This window comes from Sphingobacterium sp. CZ-2 (assembly GCF_004526235.1).
In the GTDB taxonomy this organism is placed as follows: domain Bacteria; phylum Bacteroidota; class Bacteroidia; order Sphingobacteriales; family Sphingobacteriaceae; genus Sphingobacterium; species Sphingobacterium tenebrionis.
Genome location: NZ_CP038159.1, coordinates 430,333 through 449,902, shown reverse-complemented (window position 1 = coordinate 449,902; position 19,570 = coordinate 430,333). Strand labels below are relative to the sequence as shown.

The following is a 19,570-nucleotide window of genomic DNA, read 5'->3' as shown; positions in this document are numbered from 1 at the left end:
TTTTATCAAGTCATGCGCATTATGAAATTATGCATGCTCCTCATTTGCTGTTGTTTGATCCAGGTTTCCGCAAAAACCTACGGACAACGAATCAGTATGGTTAAATCCAATGCCAGCATTCCGGAAGTACTCTTGGAAGCCAGAAAGCAATCGGGCTACGATTTCTTTTATGACGCCAATATCTTCGCCGGAACGTCCAAGGTAACCGTTAAACTGGCCAGCGCCACGCTGGAAGAAGCCTTGAATGCCTGTTTTTCCCACCTGCCTTACCGCTATAGCATCAAGAACAATATCGTGGTCATCCATAAGGTAGCCGATACAAAATCTGCTGCTAAGGCTTCAAAGCAACAGATGGGAAAGATCATCGGCAAGATTGTGGACAGTAGGGGAAAGGGAATCTATCGGGTGAGCATCAAACTGCAGGAGAACGGCTATAGTACCCGAACGGCTGCCGATGGATCCTTCAGCATGGATGTCCCTATCGGAACGTATACCATCATGGTCAGCCACGTGTCCTACCAGACACAAAAGGTCGTGGATGTACTGGTTCGCGCAGGCGAAATGGTACGGATGGATCTCGCCATGAGGGAAACCAGTTCCAAGATCAAGGAGGTGGTGGTCACCACAACCTTTAAGAAAGCCACAATTTCCGGGCTATTGGCCGCCAGGAAGAATGCGGCCTCGGTAACCGATGGGATCTCTGCGGAGGAGATCGCGAGGACACCCGACAACGATATGGGACAGGTACTGAAAAGGGTGACCGGCTTAACCACGGTGAACAACCGATCGGTGGTGGTTCGGGGGATGTCGGACAGGTATAATCAGGCCCAGATCGATGGGGTGAATTTACCAAGTACCTCCATCTTTAAACGCGATTTCGCTTTTGATGTCATCCCTACGGAATTGGTGAGCTCAGTGGTGGTGAACAAGACTGCTACGCCGGATGTCTCTTCGGAATTTGCCGGAGGACAGATCTCCGTGAATACCCTGGACATCCCCGATCGCAACTTTACCAGTATCAGCCTAGGTACCGGAGGAAATAGCCAGAGCCTAGGTAAAGATTTCTATCGATTGGGTGAGCGGAAAACAAATGAGTACCTGGGGTTCTATGATAAAAGTGCCGAAATTCCGGCGGGGATTACCCCATGGTATATCCATATGGAAGCCCGGCAGAAGGAGGTGATCCCAAGAGGGAAACAAACCGATCCATCCATTAAGGATAAGTTTCTGATCATCCATACCGACCCTCGAACCTATGGGGATTTGGATGCGATCGAGCAGAGTAAACGATTTACGGTTGAACCTCTTAGAAGGAATAGGTATATCGGAAGCCCCAACCAGAATTTTAGGTTTTCCTTGGGCCGGGTATTTGATCTCCCGGAGGATATCCGTTTGGGATTTGTGGCCAGTGCGAATTTCCGGAATGAACAGAACCTAAGGCAATCCAATAATGTACGCGGTGCCACTTTTATCCATTATTCGCCTGATGGAAAGGTAACTGGGAGATGGATGGATAGCGATAAATTTGGCTATAATGGTCCTGGAGTGACCTATCGATTTAATAGCAGCAGCGGTTTGATCGGGAACATTGGTATCCAAGGTCCAAAATTTAAGCTGGCCATAAAAAATGTCTACTCGAGAACCTACGCCGATGATTTCTCGGAATATTACCGAATGAACTATTCGGATGCGGTGGAGTCGGATGATCTTCATCCGGCCAGGGAACAATATCAATTGCCGGAATCCCTTTCCATTTTACAGCATCAGATCAATGGTGACTACCATTTTCCATGGCGCATCAAATTGGAAGGGATGTTCACCGTGAATAACAGCAAGATGCGGATCTTGGATGAGCGTCGGTTGCGGTATAACCCAACTTTAGAGCATGAAGGGAAAATGCGGTATCAGACGCCAGCGGTTTATACTACCTCACAGACTGGGTCGGGTGAATTGGGTCGGGAAGGAAGGCTATGGTCCTTAGCGGATGGTGTGGACTACAATTGGGCAACCGCTTTGTCGAAGAGTTTCGATTTTGGGGATAAATACCAAAATATCATCAAAGTGGGTTATCAAGGTTGGGACAAACGTAAGAGCTATGATCAGGAAAGGGTAATGTTTATGATGCGTTCTTATGTAAAAGGAAATGAATCAAGCACGGTTCCCTTCCTTTCCTACCATGATATTTTTGCCGACCATGCCAACGTGGGGGATCAGGATAACCAAGTTTATTATTTTCCCAGCTATACCAATGGAAACATGTTTGAAGGAAGGATGAAGAACCATTCCCTATATGCCATGATGGATCAACGTTTATGGCGTTTCCTAAGGTTGGTATATGGGGTCCGTGTAGAATATTACGATCTCAAGAACCAGCAGGATGCCGCATTTGCCAGACGGAGTGAATTTAATCCTACTGTAATTGATAATCCATTGTACCGGCATCAAAAGGGAGTGTTTGACAAGGATGTGCGCTGGATGCCTTCTGTAAACGCCACGTTAAACCTCACCCATAACATCAATTTTAGAAGCTCTTTTTCACGGACAGCCATCCGGCCAGATTTCAGGGAAACCGCAATGGTAGGGGGTAATATCCCGGAATTGAATGCCAACGTATATGGGGAACATGTTTTTACCACGGGAGTAGAAAATACCGACGTCCGTTTGGAGTGGTACCCGAGTGCGGAGGAACTGCTCTCCATTACGGCCTATTATAAATACCTGGATGCCCCGGTAGAATTGATGCGGAGTCGATCAGAAAATTCCAAAACCTACTATTATAACAATATGCTTTCTGCCTATAACAAAGGGCTAGAATTGGAATTCCGGAAAAACATGGGATTCCTTGGGAAATCCAATTGGCTGAAGAACCTATATCTGTTTGGCAATGGAACGCTATTGCGGTCCAGGGTAGAGGTGTTGGATATCTATAAAACGACAAGAGTGGATGAGGAGGTGGTAAGAACGAAAGAAAGATTGCCAGGTCAGGATCGGCCATTAATAGGACAATCGCCTTGGTTGTTGAACCTCGGGATAGCTTATTGGGGTGAAAATTATGGAATTACAGGTAGCTTCAACCATAGGGGGCATCGGACTTCGCTAACCCATGTGCAGATGAACCTTGTGGAGTTTGAGAATGCCCCAAGACAATTGGATCTCCAAGTGTATGCACGTTTTATGAAGAAAAAGATGGAGGTAAAATTCAATGCTGCCAATCTGTTGAATGATTGGGCTGTATTTTATAGAAATGAAAAGTACAAGTCTCCAGGAGAAATGGAAGAAGCGATTAAATTAGATCCTAAAAATGCAGAGAGACCTAGTGTTGGGGATCTAAGATATAATTATGACGATGGGGATGCTATCCTTTACAGATTTAGGGATGGTCGCCGCTTTGGTCTAAATATTTCATATAATTTTTAAATCATGAGAAAGAAAATGTTATGGGTACAGATTGGATTGGTTCTGGGGTTTTTATTTGTCCAAGCCTGCAGTAAATCCGTAGTTGATGAAAATATCCTGCCAGTTACCCAAATAAAATTGAATGCTATAGGGAATTTATCCTTGAAAAGTATTACCTATCAAGAGAATGAATACAAAATGGAACGAGGACGATATCTAATACCTTATGAAGCGGGCAAAGACAGCATTAAAATTAAATTGAATTTCAATAACGCTAAATTATCAGGATGGCACCAAATTCCAAACCATAAAAGAGAAATCAACCAGGTGTATTACGTTTCAGATTTTGCCGATTCTACCTTGACTGTAAGTGACAAACACCCTTTAGATGATTTTAAAACCGAAAAAGGATATATGTATGTGAAGTTTTTTGGACAGAATACAGACTTATTCCCGGATAAGAAACCTTTTCATCTCGCAGTTTATGGCATAATAGAAGAAAAATCAAGACCTTGGGTGCATGTTGAATATACCGAAAAACCGTTAGATACCATATTCAATATCTCATCTAAATTTCCAAAAGAATATTTTAAAGTAAAACATTATGAAAAATATGTTGCTATAAAATTAAAATTATTGAATAATCAAAAAGAAGAATTAAAAATAAAGGGTAGAAATTCTCAAGATTTATTTAGGGCTTATTATTTTTTGGAAAAAACCTCAAGAAGGCATATTTACACAATTTGGCTAAACCCTCGTAAAGTAACCCCGTTTTCTAAGGAAGATTATAATACCTACAATAATAATAAAGATGGTGGATTTACTGTCAATAATTTTTTTAGTGTTTTGGAAAGATTTTAATCCGGCTCCATGAAAGGCATCAACACCCATCAGCATCAGGAACTCATGCGTAGGATCTACGGATTGGAAATCCTTTACCAGCTCCATGGTTTTGAGGAGGAACTTTCTTCCCTGCGCGAGAAGCATCAATTCCTGCGCGAAGCACATCGGGAGTACTGCCACATCCTAAATAAATTGGATGAAATATTGGAGGATTATAAAGTCGCTGCACATGAGCTTAAGAAGGAATGCAAAGGAAATGCTATCTTGAAAAATGGGCACCATAAACAGGATCTGGAGATCCAACGGATGTTACGGAAAATAAAAGCAATTTAAACTGATATTAACCTTTAATTTAATCCCTGGGCGTGAAATTTAATCATTCTCAGGGATTGCTTTTTCATTTAATCGGGAAGAGCGTTGCATGAACTACTTTTTTTTGTAGACTTGTACTATCATATCACGATATGATCGCCTAAAAAACTTATAAACATAAATCCTAAATTAAAATCAAACACATGAAAAGAAGATTTTTACTTACTTTTTTCGGGGTAGCGTTGTATGCATCCTGTTTGATGGCGCAGCAAAAAGCGGTAACAGGGAAAGTTGTTTCTTCCAATGGAGAGGTGCTTTCAAATGTTACGGTGCTCGTGAAAGGGACCGACCGGATGGTGCAGACCAATGCGGACGGAACCTTCTCGATTCAAGCTGCTCCAGGCGAGACCTTGGTGTTTCGCATGATCGGTTCCGATGAAAGGAACCAGGTGGTCGGTGCTGGAAATGTATACAACATCACGCTGCAATCGTCCGATGAAGCGATCGACGAAGTGGTAGTGACCGCCATGGGTATCAAGCAACAGGCAAGAAGCTTGGGTTATTCCGCCCAGAATGTTTCTTCCAAAGAGCTGACCGAAAGTAATCAGCCCAACTTAGTGAACACCCTACAAGGTAAGGTGGCTGGTGTACAGGTAACCAATTCTGGAGGTTCACCCGGTACCTCTGCCTCTATCTACATCCGAGGTGGAAGTTCCCTGAGTGGGAATAACCAACCGCTATTTGTTGTGGATGGTATTCCGATCGATAACAGCACGCCCATCTCCCAAGGAGGTTTAACAGCAGGAGTGGCCCCGGCATCCAACCGGGCCATCGACATCAATCCCGAAGACATCGCAAGTATTTCGGTATTGAAAGGTCCTGCCGCATCTGCCCTTTATGGATTGCGGGCAGCCTCTGGTGCAGTGATCATCACGACCAAGCGGGGGAATTCCGGAAAAGGAAGCATCAGCTACGGAAATACCTTCTCTTGGGATAAGGCGAATAAATTGCCAGAATTGCAAGGGGTCTTTAAACAGGGACGAAACGGGATTTTCGAAAATGAAAGTTACCTTTCCTGGGGGCCAGAGTTTGCATCAAATGAGGTGATCTACGATAATCTGGGCGGATTCTTCAAAACTGGCTTTGCCCAGAACCACGACCTCTCGGCGAGTGGTGGTTCGGAACGTTCTACCTTCTATGTTTCTGGAAACCTCATGGAACAGGGAGGTATCGCAAAGAACAACGACTTTTCCAGAAGGTCCTTTCGGTTGAACGCAGACCATAAGATATTCGACAACCTAAAGATCGGCGCCAATATGACCTATATGAATACAGGTCGTACCTATTTCCCGCAGGGTTCTGAAAATGGGGTAATGGGTGCCATCTATTGGCCGAGGAACGTGCAGATGACAGATTTCCTGAATGAGGATGGAACGCAGAAAACCCTGAGTGAAAATGGGGAAAATGCCATTGATAACCCGTATTGGACCATCAATAAAAAACCGATAACCAATAGGGTTAACAGGGTGATCGCGATGGGGGATGTGAATTATAACCCCTATGAATGGTTGACCTTGACCTATCGATTGGGAACAGATTATTATGGGGAGAATTTTCAAAGTATCACGGCTCCGACATCACAAACTGGATTAACGGGTTATATGACTGAATCAAAGGCCAATAACCAACTGACCACTTCGACGTTCTTGGCCAATGCCAAGCAATCAGTGTCGGACTTTAATTTTGATTTTACCGTTGGTCATAACATAGAGACGATATTTAGAGAAACCAATACCGCCACAGCAAGGAATTTCATTGATCCGGATTTTGCTTCCATCAATAATGCGTTGGCGGAAGACCGTACCGTATCCACCAGCATCTCCAGAAGGAGAATTGTTGGGGTGTTCGGTGATTTTACGGCAGATTGGAAAAACATCATCTACCTGAACCTAAAAGGAAGAAACGATTGGACATCCACCCTCCGAGCAGGTCAAAATTCCTTTTTCTATCCAGCAGTGAGCACCTCCATTATCCTTACGGACCTGATGAAGGAACTTTCTGGAAACAGTAGTACCGGTTTTCTGTCGTATGCAAAATTAAGGGCAGCCTGGGCGCAGGTAGGTAAAGATGCACCAGCGCATAAATTGGCCACAACCTTAGGTACCTATATCAATGATTTCACCATCAATCCACGTGGATTTATCTCCAATATGAATGATACCTATGGAAATCCTAACCTGGTTCCGGAATTCACGAATTCGTTGGAATTTGGCGCGGATCTTAAAATGTTCAATAACCGTATCGGATTGGATGTGACCTGGTACAAGACAAATTCGGATAATCAGATCCTGAGCACCAGGACTCCGCCTTCTTCAGGCTCGTTCTTGGCCGTGCTGAACGGTGGAGAGATCGAGAATGTTGGTTGGGAAGGGATTTTGAACGTGCAAGCAGTTAAAAAGCACGATTTTTCATGGTCCTTCGATGTGAATTTCAGTAAAAATAAGGCCACTGTGCTTAATCTTCCTGGTTTCTTGGATCGGGTGGAACTGTCGGATGCTTGGGTAAAGGGCGATGCTGCACAAGGAGCTGCCTTCTTGAATTCTACCCTGTTTGGGATAAATGGAAAAACCTGGAAAACCAATGATGCCGGACAATATTTATTGGATAATAACGGTATGCCACAAGTAGTTTCGACCTTGTCCAATATCGGCGACCGTAATCCGGACTGGATCGGCGGTATCACCAACAATTTCCAATATAAAAACCTTGGATTATCCTTTATGTGGGATGTTCGCCAGGGTGGCGATGTATTCAATGCAACGGCCTATACCTTGGTGTTGTCGGGTTTGAGTCCATTGACGCTGGATCGCGGAACGGCTGTGATTCCGGGTATCATCGAATCCACCGGAGCGACCAATACCACCGCTATTCCGTTGAACCAAGATTATTATACCAGCAGGTTTGCGAACAATGGGTATAATTTCGTGGAAGATGGAAGCTGGATCCGATTGCGTTATGTGAGTCTTTCGTATAAGGCACCGGCTTCGTTTACAGAGAGGTTGAAATTATCGAATCTCCAGTTCACACTGACCGGAAGAAACTTGTTGTTGTTCACGGATTATTCGGGAGTTGATCCGGAAGTTTCCGGATCTGGAGCAGGAGTAGCAGGAGCGGGGTCCTTCGGGTTTGACAACCTAGGGGTTCCAGCGACCAGGGGATTTGATTTAGGTTTGAAATTTTCATTTTAATAGGCCATGAAGAATTTTATTAAAAACAGTTTATATATAGCACTAGCAGCAACGAGTTTGGGATTGGGATCATGCCAGAAATTCCTGGATGTAAATGAAGATCCGAACAATCCCTCGAAGGTAGAGGCTGCGAGCAGGATTGCTGGAGCAATCACGACTTCAAGTGGGGCGGCACAGTGGCGTGCTTCGCGGGAGGTAGCCGGAGTAACGCAATATGGGGCCATACAGAGTGCCTCTTCAGGAGGATATTCGGCAACGAATTGGCGATTTACTTCGGGTTATTTTGCTTGGCAGAATGCCTATGTGATCACGATGCCAAATGCCGTGGATATTATTGTATTGGGAGAGGAAGAAGGAAATCCACATTTTGTTGGAGTAGGAAAAACCTTATTGGCACTGAATTTCGGATTGCTGACCGCTCAATATGGTGATATCGTAGTCGATGATTTTTATAATGGTAAGGATATGATTTCCTTGGTCCCAAAATTCAATACCCAAAAAGAGGTCTACGAGCGTTTGCAGACCATACTTGATGAGGCTATTGCCGCTTTTGAAAGAACGGACAACAAGCGGGGCTTGCACGTGAAAAACGGAGACCTGCTGTACCAAGGGGATATTTCCAAATGGAAGAAGTTCGCTTGGGCCTTAAAGGCAAGGTACATGAACCATTTGAGTAAGAAATCGGGGCTGTACAATGCGGATGAGATCATCAAAGCCTGTCAGAATGCGTTCAATGGCGATGGAATGGATGCCGAGTTCCCTTATTTATCGGGCGGATTGTTGGTGGATGAAAACCCATGGTCGAGCTGGGGTGGTTTTGAATCCTTAACCAACCCTAGGTATTTTGCTTGGTCGCAGTTTTTTGTGAACATGCTGAGCTCTTTTCCGGTGACCAATAAATTATACCAGGATCCACGGATCAGTAAGATCATGCAGCCTGCGGCTTCCGATGGGAAATATCGTGGACCAGCGGCGGGGGCATTTATTGCCAATGGACAAGGGGTTTTGCCAGATGGTTCGCCGGGTGATGCAAGCAAGACCAAGCCAGAGGATTACGGCAGATTCAGCAAGAGTGGCTTCTACACCAACACCACTTCTCCTTTTGGTTTCATTACCTATTCGGAGGTGAAACTGATCGAGGCCGAGGCACGATTGCGGAAAGGGGATAAGCCGGGCGCATTAGCCGCTTATGAAGAGGGTGTGAAGGCCAATATGCGTAAATTGGGGGTATCTGCCTCGGATATCAATGCCTATTGGGCAGCACAAGTAGCTGATAACCTGACTGGACATTTTGACCAATTGAATACAGGTCTTTCGCACATCATGCGTCAGAAATATATTTCCTTGTGCCTAAACCCAGAAACTTGGGTGGATATGCGTAGGATGGATTACAGTTCGGCAATCTATGGTCCGAGTCTGAAAAGACCGGCCAACCTGAACACGACTATTTTTGATCCGAACAATAATTCCCAATGGATACAAGCGATGCTTTATGAAAGTAATGAGCAGAACAGGAATCCGGAAGAGGTAGGTGATAATTCGGAGAAATACCGATTGTTGACCCCACTTTGGTTCAATGTGGTAGAATAAAAGAAAAGGCTTGAAACATTGTTTCAAGCCTTTTTTTGATGTTGCCCGACCTGGATTCGAACCAAGACAAACGGCACCAAAAACCGTCGTACTACCATTATACTATCGGGCAATCCTTTTAGTTTTTTGTCTCAGGTTGTTCCCTTTTGACGATGCAAATATACGTCGAGTTTTCTAATTCGCAAATAAAAAATTAGGTTAATTGTTAAATATACTGATTTTCAATGCAATATTTTTTGGCTTTAAATGGCTCTCTGTGCATTTTATGTTGTTTTGCCTATTAGAACTGTATTAAATTCGAAACTATTTGTTCGTTTATTCGTAGGAATCCTTATTTTCGAAGCAGAATTATTAGAAAACCTGCTGGTACAACTATGAATTATAAAAAAATCAATAACCTGTTGGGATGGGCCTGTGGTATCATTGCTACACTGGTTTATGTGTTGACGTTAGAAAAAACAACAAGCTGGTGGGATACAGGTGAGTTTATTGCCTCTGCCTACAAAATGCAGATTGTACACCAACCTGGTGCACCTTTATTCCTGATGTTGCAAAACATATTCTCGAATTTCGCCTTTGGTGATAATACCAAAATTGCTTATTGGATGAATGTGGGTTCGGCCGTATGTAGTGGTCTGACCATTACCTTCCTGTTCTGGACCATTTCGGCCTTGGCTAAGAAAGTATATGGAAGAATCAATACCTCTGGGGAACTATCCAATACCGCAATCATCAATATCATGGGTTCTGCTGCGGTTGGGGCCTTGGCCTATACCTTTACCGATACGTTCTGGTTTTCGGCTGTAGAGTCTGAAGTATATGCTATGTCTTCCCTTTGTACGGCAGTGGTCTTCTGGGCCATCCTGAAATGGGATGAACATGCCGACGAGCCGCAATCCAACAAATGGTTGTTATTGATTGCTTATGTCATGGGCCTTTCCATTGGGGTGCACTTATTGAACTTATTGGCCATTCCGGCCTTGGCTTTGGTGGTGTATTTCCGAAAAACCAATAAAGTGACCACTTCTGGAGTGGTAAAAACTTTATTGTTAGGGGTGGTGATCCTGGGTTTTGTCCTTTGGGGTATTATTCAGTACCTGATCAAATTGGCGGCGCATTTCGATAGGATCTTTGTCAATTCCTTTGGCCTGGGATTCGGTTCGGGTGTTACCTTCTTTGCGCTATTGGTATTGGGTGTACTGGTTTGGGGATTATGGTATTCGCATAAAAAGATCAAGCCGATCATGAACATCGCTTTCCTGAGTGTTGCCTTCATTATCTTCGGGTACAGTTCATTCTCGATGATCTTGATCCGTGCGAAGGCAAATCCAACCCTGAACAACTCCGATCCGGACAATGCTTTCTCTTTCTTGAGCTACCTGAACCGGGAGCAATACGGCGATGAACCTTTGTTCAACGGACGCTATTTCGATGCTAAACCTACGGATATGCATGAAACGGGCAAAGTATACCGGAAGGATGCCAACCGTTATAATGTAGCCAGAAAAAAATACGATTATACTTTCGATAGAACTACGCTTTTTCCACGTATCTATTCGGAAAAACATGAAGCCTACTACCGCGACTTCCTGAACCTGCCGGAAGGAACTGCCCCTACTATGGGGGATAACCTGAAGTTCTTCTTCGGTTACCAGATCGGCCATATGTACAGCCGCTATTTTATGTGGAATTTTGTCGGTAGACAGAACGATGCCCAGGGGCATGGTCAATTTACGGAAGGAAATTGGATTTCGGGAATCAAACCGATCGATAATATGCTGGTTGGCGGACAATATGCCCTGCCTGAATCAGAAAAACAAAATGCAGGAAGAAACACCTATTTCTTCTTACCGTTGATATTGGGGATTTTGGGTGCTGTATGGCACTTCAAAAAGGACCAAAAAGATGCGACGGTGGTGGCGCTCTTGTTCTTCTTTACCGGACTGGCCATTGTACTTTATCTTAACCAAACACCGATGCAGCCAAGGGAGCGGGATTATGCTTTTGCAGGATCTTTCTACGCTTTCTGTATCTGGGTGGGTATGGGTGCCCTTTGGATTTCGGATATGCTGAGCAGGAAGATGAACGCCAAAACGGCTGCCATGGCGGCAACAGGGGTATCCGTGCTTTGTGGACCTGTGCTGTTGGCAAGCCAGAACTGGGATGATCACGATCGCTCGGAGAAATTCCTGGCAAGGGACATGGCGAAAAACTACTTGGAGTCTTGTGCGCCGAATGCCATCCTATTCACCTATGGGGATAATGATACCTATCCGTTATGGTACGTGCAGGAGGTGGAAGGTTTCCGTACGGATGTGCGCGTAGTGAACTTGAGTTTATTGAGCTCTGATTGGTACATGAAACAGATGATGGAGAAAGTGAACGATGCGGATGCATTGCCATTGAACATCGATCCGGAGCAGATTAAGGATGGGGTGAGGGATGTGATCTATTACAATGATTTCAAGATTCCTGGACATGTAAACATTGAGGAATTATTGGCAGTGATGCTTTCTGATGATCCACAGGCAAAAGTTCAATTGCAGAGTGGTGAATTCGGAAACCTGCTTCCAACGAAGAATATGCAATATAAGGTGGATAAAGCCGCGGTAATTGCCAATAAGGTGGTGCCTAAGGAATGGGAAGATGTGATTGTCGATACAATGCAATGGACTTACCCAGGGAATATCGTTAGCCGTGCTGACCTTTCGATCATGGCCATTCTGGCGAACAATAATTGGAAGCGCCCGGTTTATTTTACCACAACAACACCTGAAGAAAACTACATCGGATTGGGTAAATACCTGGTATCTGAAGGTTTTGCCTTACGATTGATGCCGGTAGCTTCGGCGATGGAAGGTGAAATGAGCACTCCGATCGCTGATGTGGAGGGTACTTACAATAACATCATCAATAAATACAAATGGGGTAACATTGCGCATTCGAAATATCTGGATCCGGATTCCTACCGTTACATCAGCATATATGCGGGAAGTATCTTTGGGGAGACCGCACAAGGTTTATTGGCAAGCGGACATCAGGCAGAAGCCAAGAAATTGGTGAACAATGCCTATGAGAATCTTCCAAAACGGACCTACCTGATGTCGGAGATCTACGGTTATTCCAGCTTGATCGATGCGATGTACAAAGCGGGTGAACCTAGCAAAGCAACGGAAATCGTGAAACGCAATCTGAAATTCATCCGCGAGAACATGGCTTATTACATGGCGATAGCGGAAACAAAACCTAATCTGGAGATGCGGAATATGCGTTATGCCATGGCTTCCCTGCAGCATTACCAACAGATCCTGACGACGGCGAACCAGAAAGAACTGTTGGCCGAAGCCAATCAGATCTTCGATCAGTATAAAGGTCTTTTCCAAACAGGAGAGTAAGGAATTGATGCGGAGCATCAAGCATTAAATAATTGATAAAAAGCAGCTTATTTCGTAAGCTGCTTTTTTTATGTTCAGGGAATCCGGGATTGCATTACGAATTTTGGAAAAAATGCCTTATTTTTGCCTAAATAAATCCATAGATGAAACAATCGAAATTATTAGATGGTCCTAAGTTTCAGATTACGCTCAAGCGATTGTCTCAACAATTAATTGAAAATCATGGTGATTTCAGTAATGCCGTGATCATCGGAATTCAGCCACGCGGAACCTATTTAGCAGAACGTTTAGTGAAAGAAATCAAAGAAATGACCGGGGTAGAAGTGCCTAAGGGAATTCTTGATATTACTTTTTATCGGGATGATTTCCGGATGAAAGGGGCGAGTCCATTGGCAGCGAATAGTACGGTGATCGATTTTATCATTGATGGCAAGGATGTGATCTTGGTAGATGATGTGTTATGGACCGGAAGAACCATTCGTTCGGCCATGGATGCGCTTCAGGCTTTTGGTCGTCCGAATCAGATTGAGCTTATGGTGTTGGTGGATCGTCGTTTTTCCAGACAGATCCCGATCCAACCGGATTATATTGGTATCCAGGTGGATTCCATCGATTCCCAAAAGGTTATTGTCAGCTGGAAAGAGGTAGATGATAACGATAGTATTGTGTTAATCACCGATAAGAAGTAGTGATTTTATATTGTTTTACAAATGTCAGCATCTGAACAACTAAGTACCCGTCATTTATTAGGCATAAAGGATTTGAACAGCAATGATATCCAATTGATCTTGGATACAGCGGCAAATTTTAAAGAGGTCTTAAACAGACCGATCAAGAAAGTGCCTTCCTTACGTGATATCACCATTGCCAATGTTTTTTTCGAAAACTCTACCCGAACGAGGTTATCTTTTGAATTGGCGGAGAAGCGCCTTTCGGCGGATATCGTGAACTTCGCGGCATCTTCTTCTTCGGTGAGCAAAGGGGAGACCTTGATCGATACGGTGAACAATATCCTGGCGATGAAGGTGGATATGATCGTGATGCGCCATCCTTATGCGGGAGCTGGGGTTTTCTTGAGCAGGCATGTGGATGCACAGATCGTGAATGCCGGTGATGGTGCGCATGAGCACCCGACGCAGGCTTTGTTGGATTCTTTTTCCATCAGGGAAAGACTGGGCGATGTGGCTGGTAAAAAAGTGGCTATCATTGGGGATATTTTACACTCGAGGGTGGCTCTTTCGAATATTTTATGTTTGCAGAAGCAGGGTGCTGAGATGATGGTCTGTGGACCAACTACCTTGATCCCCAAATATATTTCTTCCTTAGGAGTGAAGATTGAGCATGATCTGATGAAGGCGTTGAATTGGTGTGATGTGGCGAATATGCTGCGGATCCAGTTGGAGCGTCAGGATATTGCTTACTTTCCTTCTTTACGGGAGTATTCGATGTTGTATGGTTTGAATAAGCAGATCCTGGATTCGTTGGATAAGGAGATTGTGATTATGCACCCGGGCCCTATTAATAGGGGAGTGGAGATTACGTCGGATGTAGCGGATAGTAGTCATTCTATTATTTTGGACCAGGTGGAAAATGGAGTAGCGGTGAGAATGGCCGTGCTTTATTTGCTGGCTGGGCAGAGGGGGTAGATTCGTCATTGCGAGGAGGCACTTCGTCATTGCGAGGAGGCACGACGAAGCAATCTTTCGACTTGTGTAAAGATTGCTTCGTTCCTCGCAATGACGCGTAAAGGCAATCACATCACACACAACCACAACCACAACCACAACCACCAAACTTCCCCCAATCCCCACTCCCCCCCCCAATCCCATTTCTGTTAAATAAAGTTAAATGCCCTAGGTTATTAACAGGTGTTAACAACTTTTGAGGAAAACATACAACTTATCCATTAATTTCGTAGGTTGAAGGATTTGTGTCATTTTCACAGTGAAACTACCTTCCATATTAATTATTTGACAGGCAATCTATTAAAGGAGTATTCAATCGTATGTATAAAAAAATTTACCAGGTAGGTGTGGCTTTGAGCTTAATGAGTACACCAGCATTGGCACAACATTCAGCTTGGCAAGAGGTAAATAAGGCTTATAAAGAAGGCTTAGAGTTATTTGAAAGGGGAAAATTTAGTTCTGCATCCAAGCAGTTTGATCTGGTGGAGCAGTTGAGGACCAAGTCGACCCTACAATTGGATGAAACCCAAGAAATCAGTTTACTGAAAGAGAATGTCCGTTATTATCAAGCGGTATGTGCGATTGAACTTGGCGAATCTGATGCGGAAAATCAATTCCTGAAATTTATCCGTGACTATCCGGCAAGTGCCAATTCCAAAGCTGCCTATTTCCAGATCGGTAAATCCTATTACGCAAAGAAAGACTATCCTAAAGCGATCGAATGGCTCGAGAAAATCGATAGTAAAAACCTTGCTGGTGCGGAGAACTTAGAATATCGCTTCAAACTGGCCTACGCTAAATTCATGACCGGCGATTATGAAGCTTCAAAACCGGTGTTTTTGGAGTTGAAAGATCAAAGAAGCCCATACCAGGAAGCAGCCATCTATTATTCGGCCTACCTAAGCTACCTTGATCAAGAATATAAAACTGCATTGAATGAATTTGAACGCTTAGAAGGTTCAAAAACATACGAGAACAGTTACCCTTATTATATCACTGCCCTGTATTTCTTGGATAAACGCTATGACGAAGTATTAAGCTACGCATTGCCAAAACTGGAAACCACCAAGCAGGAAAGTGAAACCGACATGTTCCGCATCATTGCCGCCACCTATTTTATCAAAGGTGATTTGGACAAATCCAAAGAGTACTACGATAAATTCCAGGCGCAGGATCAAGGAAAAACACAGAACAATCAGGATAGTTACCAGATTGGTTATATCAATTACAAATTAGGACATTACGAAAAGGCGATTGAGGAATTGAGTAAACTGGAAGAACCGGATGCTTATTACCAAAGTGCCATGATTACCTTGGGGGATGCCTACCTAAAAACTGGCAACAAGCAAGGCGCTAGAAATGCATTCTTCAAAGCTTCGAAACTGGAGTTTGATCCAGAATTGAAAGAAGAAGGTTTGTTCAATTATGCCAAGCTTTCCTACGACCTGGAATTCCACCAGGTTGCGCTGGATGCGATCCAGGAATACATCAAAACCTATCCTAGAACTAAAAGAAACGAAGAGGCGAGGACATTGCAGGCGGAGGTATTGTTGAGTACCAAGAATTACCGCCAGGCAGTAGATGTGTTGGAAGCCTTGAAAAATAGAGGTAAAGAAGCGAATGCGGCTTACCAGAAAGTAACGTATTACCGTGGGTTGGAATATTACAATGAGCGTGCTTTTGAGAACGCGATTTCCATGTTCATGCGTTCGGAAGAAAACCGTCATGATGAGGAGATTCATGCTTTAGCGACCTATTGGAAAGCTGAAGCCATGTACGAGGTTCGTAAATACAAAGAGGCAGTTGCTAATTTCAATAAATTCCTGGCCTTGCCAGCAGCCCGTAAAACGGATGTGTATAACTATGCGAACTATGCCTTGGCGTATGCCGCCTTCCGTGCGGACAATTACAGCACCGCTGCCAATTATTTCGAGAGATTCTTAGCAGGCGGAGGTAAGGATGGTATCGATCTGAATACCCGCAACGATGCCTTTGCGCGTGCAGCAGATTCGTACCTGGCAATTAAAAACTACAGTAAGGCCGCTAATTATTACGACCGTCTGATCGCTTCGGGCGCGCAGAGTCAAGATTATGCCTTATTCCAAAAAGGGATATTATTAGGCCTTCAAGGCGATAACAATGGAAAGATTGCGACCTTGAATACCGTAATGTCGAAATACCCTAAATCCAATTATGCGGATGATGTGGCATTCGAGGTGCCATATACCTATTTCTTGATGGGCAACCATGACGAAGCGATAACCGGTTTGCAGAAAATGGTGGAGCAATATCCACGTAGTTCTTATGTACCGAGAGCTTTGGTGACCATTGGTTTGGTACAGTACAACAAGGATCAGAACGATGCGGCTTTGGCTACTTTCCAACGCGTAGTAAACCAATATCCTACAACGGATGAAGCGAAACAGGCTTTGGGATCCATCGAAAACATCTACTTGGATAAAGGGGATGCTTCGGGATACATCCGCTATGCGACAGGTACCAACATTGGTGACTTGAGCACGGCAGAGCAGGATGCACATACCTTCTCCATCGCCCGTACCTTATTCGATCGTGGAAACTGGCAAGCAACCGTTGAGGCGGTGAATGCTTATTTCGATAAGTTCCCGAAACCGATCAATGAGAAACATGCGCGTTTCTTACGTGGGGAAAGTAATGCTAACCTGGGTAAGGACAAAGAGGCATTGCACGATTTCAATATCATCATGAATGACTGGACTTCGGCCTATACCGAAAAGACCTTGATTTCTGTAGCGAAATTGCATTTGCGCAATAAGGCTTATAACGAAGCGACGCAAGTACTGAAGAAATTGGAGCTGACTTCGGAATACAAAGAGAACTATGGTTGGGCAGTGAACAACCTATTGGTGAGTTACTTCAATATCGGCGATTATACCGAGACCTTGAACTATGCGAACATCATCAAGAAGTATGAAAAAGCTTCGGAGGAGGATATCGCTAAAGCGCATCTATATGCGGCGAAGGCTTATTTGTCGACCAGTAGAGGTTCTGAAGGCATGAAGGAATTGAACCTTGCTGCCTTGAAATCAAAAACCGAAACCGGTGCTGAGGCACGTTATATGGTGGCGGAACAACAAGTGAAGAACAAAAACTACGATGGGGCAATCAAGTCGGCCTTGGATATCGCAGATTCCTTCTCTTCGTATGACTATTGGGTGGCCAAAGGATTTATCCTGATGGCTGAAGCCTACCAAGCGAAGGGCGACAATTTCCAAGCGAAATCGACGTTGGAAAGTGTGATCGAGAATTACGAAACCACGGATGATGGCATCCTGGAAACGGCTAAAAATTTGTTAGAAAAAATTAAATAAGAATAGGAAAAAGATGAAGGTCAACACATTTTTTAAAAAATCTACCATATTAACCTGCTTATTGGGAATGGGCTATGCGGCATCTGCGCAGACGCCAGAAAAACCAGTAACATTGGATTCTATAGATATCGTACGTGATTACCGCCCTATTCTTGCTGATGCAGTAAAAATTCGTCGTAGTCCTGATATGTCCAATAAAAGAGAGTACATGCCGAAATTGAATTACGGAAATGTGCCGGATAAGAAATTGGACATCAATACCGGATTGAAGGAACTGAAGATCATGGAAACCCCATTTTCGCAGATCTTTGATCTAAAGAGTAATTATGCCAAATTCGGTATTGGGAACTTTAATACCATTTTAGGTGAAGCCTATTTTGCGGTGGAAGATTATGAGGATATCCGTTTTGGAGGATATGCCAAGCACTTGAGCCAAAAAGGAAACTTGGAAGACCAGAAATTCTCCAGACAGGAAGTCGGAATCTTCGGACGTCGTATCCTACCGATGTTCACCCTGAATGGTTTAGTGGGATACAATGGTTTTGGAACCCGTTTTTATGGTATTCCATTGGCAGATGACGAAACCCCTTTAAACCCAACCCGTGAGGCACAACGTTTTAATGATATCTTCCTTTCGGCAGAATTGACCAGAAATTATGATCCTAATAATGCGGATGCGCTGAGCTATTCACTAAAAGCGGATGGATATATCTATAAGGACAAGTACGATGCAGGTGAGAATTCCATCGCCCTTGCAGGATACTTGAACAAAAGGGTGAATTCTTTCAATGTAGGTGCAAACCTTGCCGTGGATCTGAATTCCATCAAAGGCGTAAATACACCTGATGGTTCCTTGAACAACTCGATTGCGAATATCAATCCTTATATCAAATTCAAAGGCGAGAACTATAACATTACCTTAGGAGCCAATATCGTTTCTGAATTTGGCGATAGCTCCAGATTCAACATCTTCCCAGAAGCAGAGATCGACTTTGCTTTGGTTCCGGAATACTTCTATATTTTTGGAGGGGTTAAAGGTGGCGTGGAAAAAGGATCTTTCCGTAGTTTCACGAAGTTGAATCCTTATTTGGGACCAAATCTGAACATCCAGAACACGGTAGATCGTATGAATATCTATGGGGGTATCAAAGGGAATGCAGGTGCCACATTTGGCTATAAAGTAAAGGCGTTCTACAGAAAAGTAGAAGGTTTACCTCTTTTTGTCAACAACCAGACCACACCATTCAATTTCGGGTTGATCTATGATGGTGATGGTGATGATGCAGTTAAACATGTAGGTTTAGAAGGGGAGATCAATGTCCGTCTTTCGGCCTTGGTTAACCTTGGTGGTCGTTTGAACATCGACAATTATACCATGGTGGTCGAGGATGAAGCTTGGCACATGCCGAAAATGCGCTTAGCAGCCAATGCTCGATTTAACATTTCGGAGAAACTATTTATTGATGCCGAAGCGTTATTCCATGGGAATTCCTTTGCAAAAGAATATAGATTCGCGACCCAGAATGGTCAGCCTGATGCGACCTTCCAGAAAACAACGGTTCCTTCATTCTTCGACCTAAGTGCTGGTGCGGAGTACAAAGCAACCAAGCAATTGGGGATTTTTGTGAAAGCGAATAACATTTTGAATACAGAATACCAACAGTACCTATATTATCCTAAATTAGGGTTTAATATTTTGGGTGGTATTAATTTTTCATTTTAAGGTAGACAAACTTTAAATTTGCACCGAA

General features: G+C 43.9%; 10 protein-coding genes and 1 tRNA gene. 10 read left to right on the top strand and 1 reads right to left on the bottom strand.

The window, feature by feature from the left end:
- Positions 1-21 precede the first annotated feature (21 nt).
- From E3D81_RS01990 to E3D81_RS01970, 5 genes are all read left to right on the top strand, one after another.
- Positions 22-3,417 carry a carboxypeptidase regulatory-like domain-containing protein gene (locus tag E3D81_RS01990; protein ID WP_167554210.1) on the top strand — a complete coding sequence of 1,132 codons (3,396 nt, stop codon included), beginning with the start codon at positions 22-24 and terminating at the stop codon, positions 3,415-3,417.
- 3 nt (positions 3,418-3,420) lie between these two features.
- The gene (locus tag E3D81_RS01985) at positions 3,421-4,257 is read left to right on the top strand and encodes a hypothetical protein (protein WP_099366560.1); all 837 of its coding nucleotides are present in this window, start codon (positions 3,421-3,423) and stop codon (positions 4,255-4,257) included.
- A gap of 9 nt (positions 4,258-4,266) precedes the next feature.
- Entirely contained in the window at positions 4,267-4,572 is a 306-nt protein-coding gene (locus E3D81_RS01980) for a hypothetical protein (RefSeq protein WP_099366559.1), read from the top strand.
- Positions 4,573-4,754: 182 nt separating this feature from the next.
- The gene (locus E3D81_RS01975) at positions 4,755-7,799 is read left to right on the top strand and encodes a SusC/RagA family TonB-linked outer membrane protein (protein WP_134776225.1); all 3,045 of its coding nucleotides are present in this window, start codon (positions 4,755-4,757) and stop codon (positions 7,797-7,799) included.
- A gap of 6 nt (positions 7,800-7,805) precedes the next feature.
- Positions 7,806-9,389, top strand: a complete 1,584-nt coding sequence (locus E3D81_RS01970) for a SusD/RagB family nutrient-binding outer membrane lipoprotein (RefSeq protein WP_134776224.1) — start codon at positions 7,806-7,808, stop codon at positions 9,387-9,389.
- Positions 9,390-9,430: 41 nt separating this feature from the next.
- Here the strand turns inward: E3D81_RS01970 and E3D81_RS01965 are convergent.
- A tRNA-Gln gene (locus tag E3D81_RS01965) sits at positions 9,431-9,501 on the bottom strand.
- A gap of 262 nt (positions 9,502-9,763) precedes the next feature.
- Here E3D81_RS01965 and E3D81_RS01960 point away from each other — a divergent pair.
- The 5 genes from E3D81_RS01960 (at position 9,764) to E3D81_RS01940 (ending at position 19,542) form a co-directional block, all read left to right on the top strand.
- The gene (locus E3D81_RS01960; protein WP_134776223.1) at positions 9,764-12,784 is read left to right on the top strand and encodes a DUF2723 domain-containing protein; all 3,021 of its coding nucleotides are present in this window, start codon (positions 9,764-9,766) and stop codon (positions 12,782-12,784) included.
- Between the two features lie 143 nt (positions 12,785-12,927).
- Positions 12,928-13,473 (top strand): bifunctional pyr operon transcriptional regulator/uracil phosphoribosyltransferase PyrR, encoded by a 546-nt coding sequence (pyrR, locus tag E3D81_RS01955; protein ID WP_134776222.1) that lies wholly within the window; start codon positions 12,928-12,930, stop codon positions 13,471-13,473.
- A 21-nt stretch (positions 13,474-13,494) separates the two neighbouring features.
- Positions 13,495-14,430 (top strand): aspartate carbamoyltransferase catalytic subunit, encoded by a 936-nt coding sequence (locus E3D81_RS01950; protein WP_134776221.1) that lies wholly within the window; start codon positions 13,495-13,497, stop codon positions 14,428-14,430.
- Between the two features lie 359 nt (positions 14,431-14,789).
- Entirely contained in the window at positions 14,790-17,819 is a 3,030-nt protein-coding gene (locus E3D81_RS01945) for a tetratricopeptide repeat protein (RefSeq protein ID WP_134776220.1), read from the top strand.
- A gap of 13 nt (positions 17,820-17,832) precedes the next feature.
- Positions 17,833-19,542, top strand: coding sequence for a TonB-dependent receptor (locus E3D81_RS01940; RefSeq protein WP_134776219.1), 1,710 nt, complete (start codon positions 17,833-17,835; stop codon positions 19,540-19,542).
- The last annotated feature ends 28 nt before the right edge of the window (positions 19,543-19,570 follow it).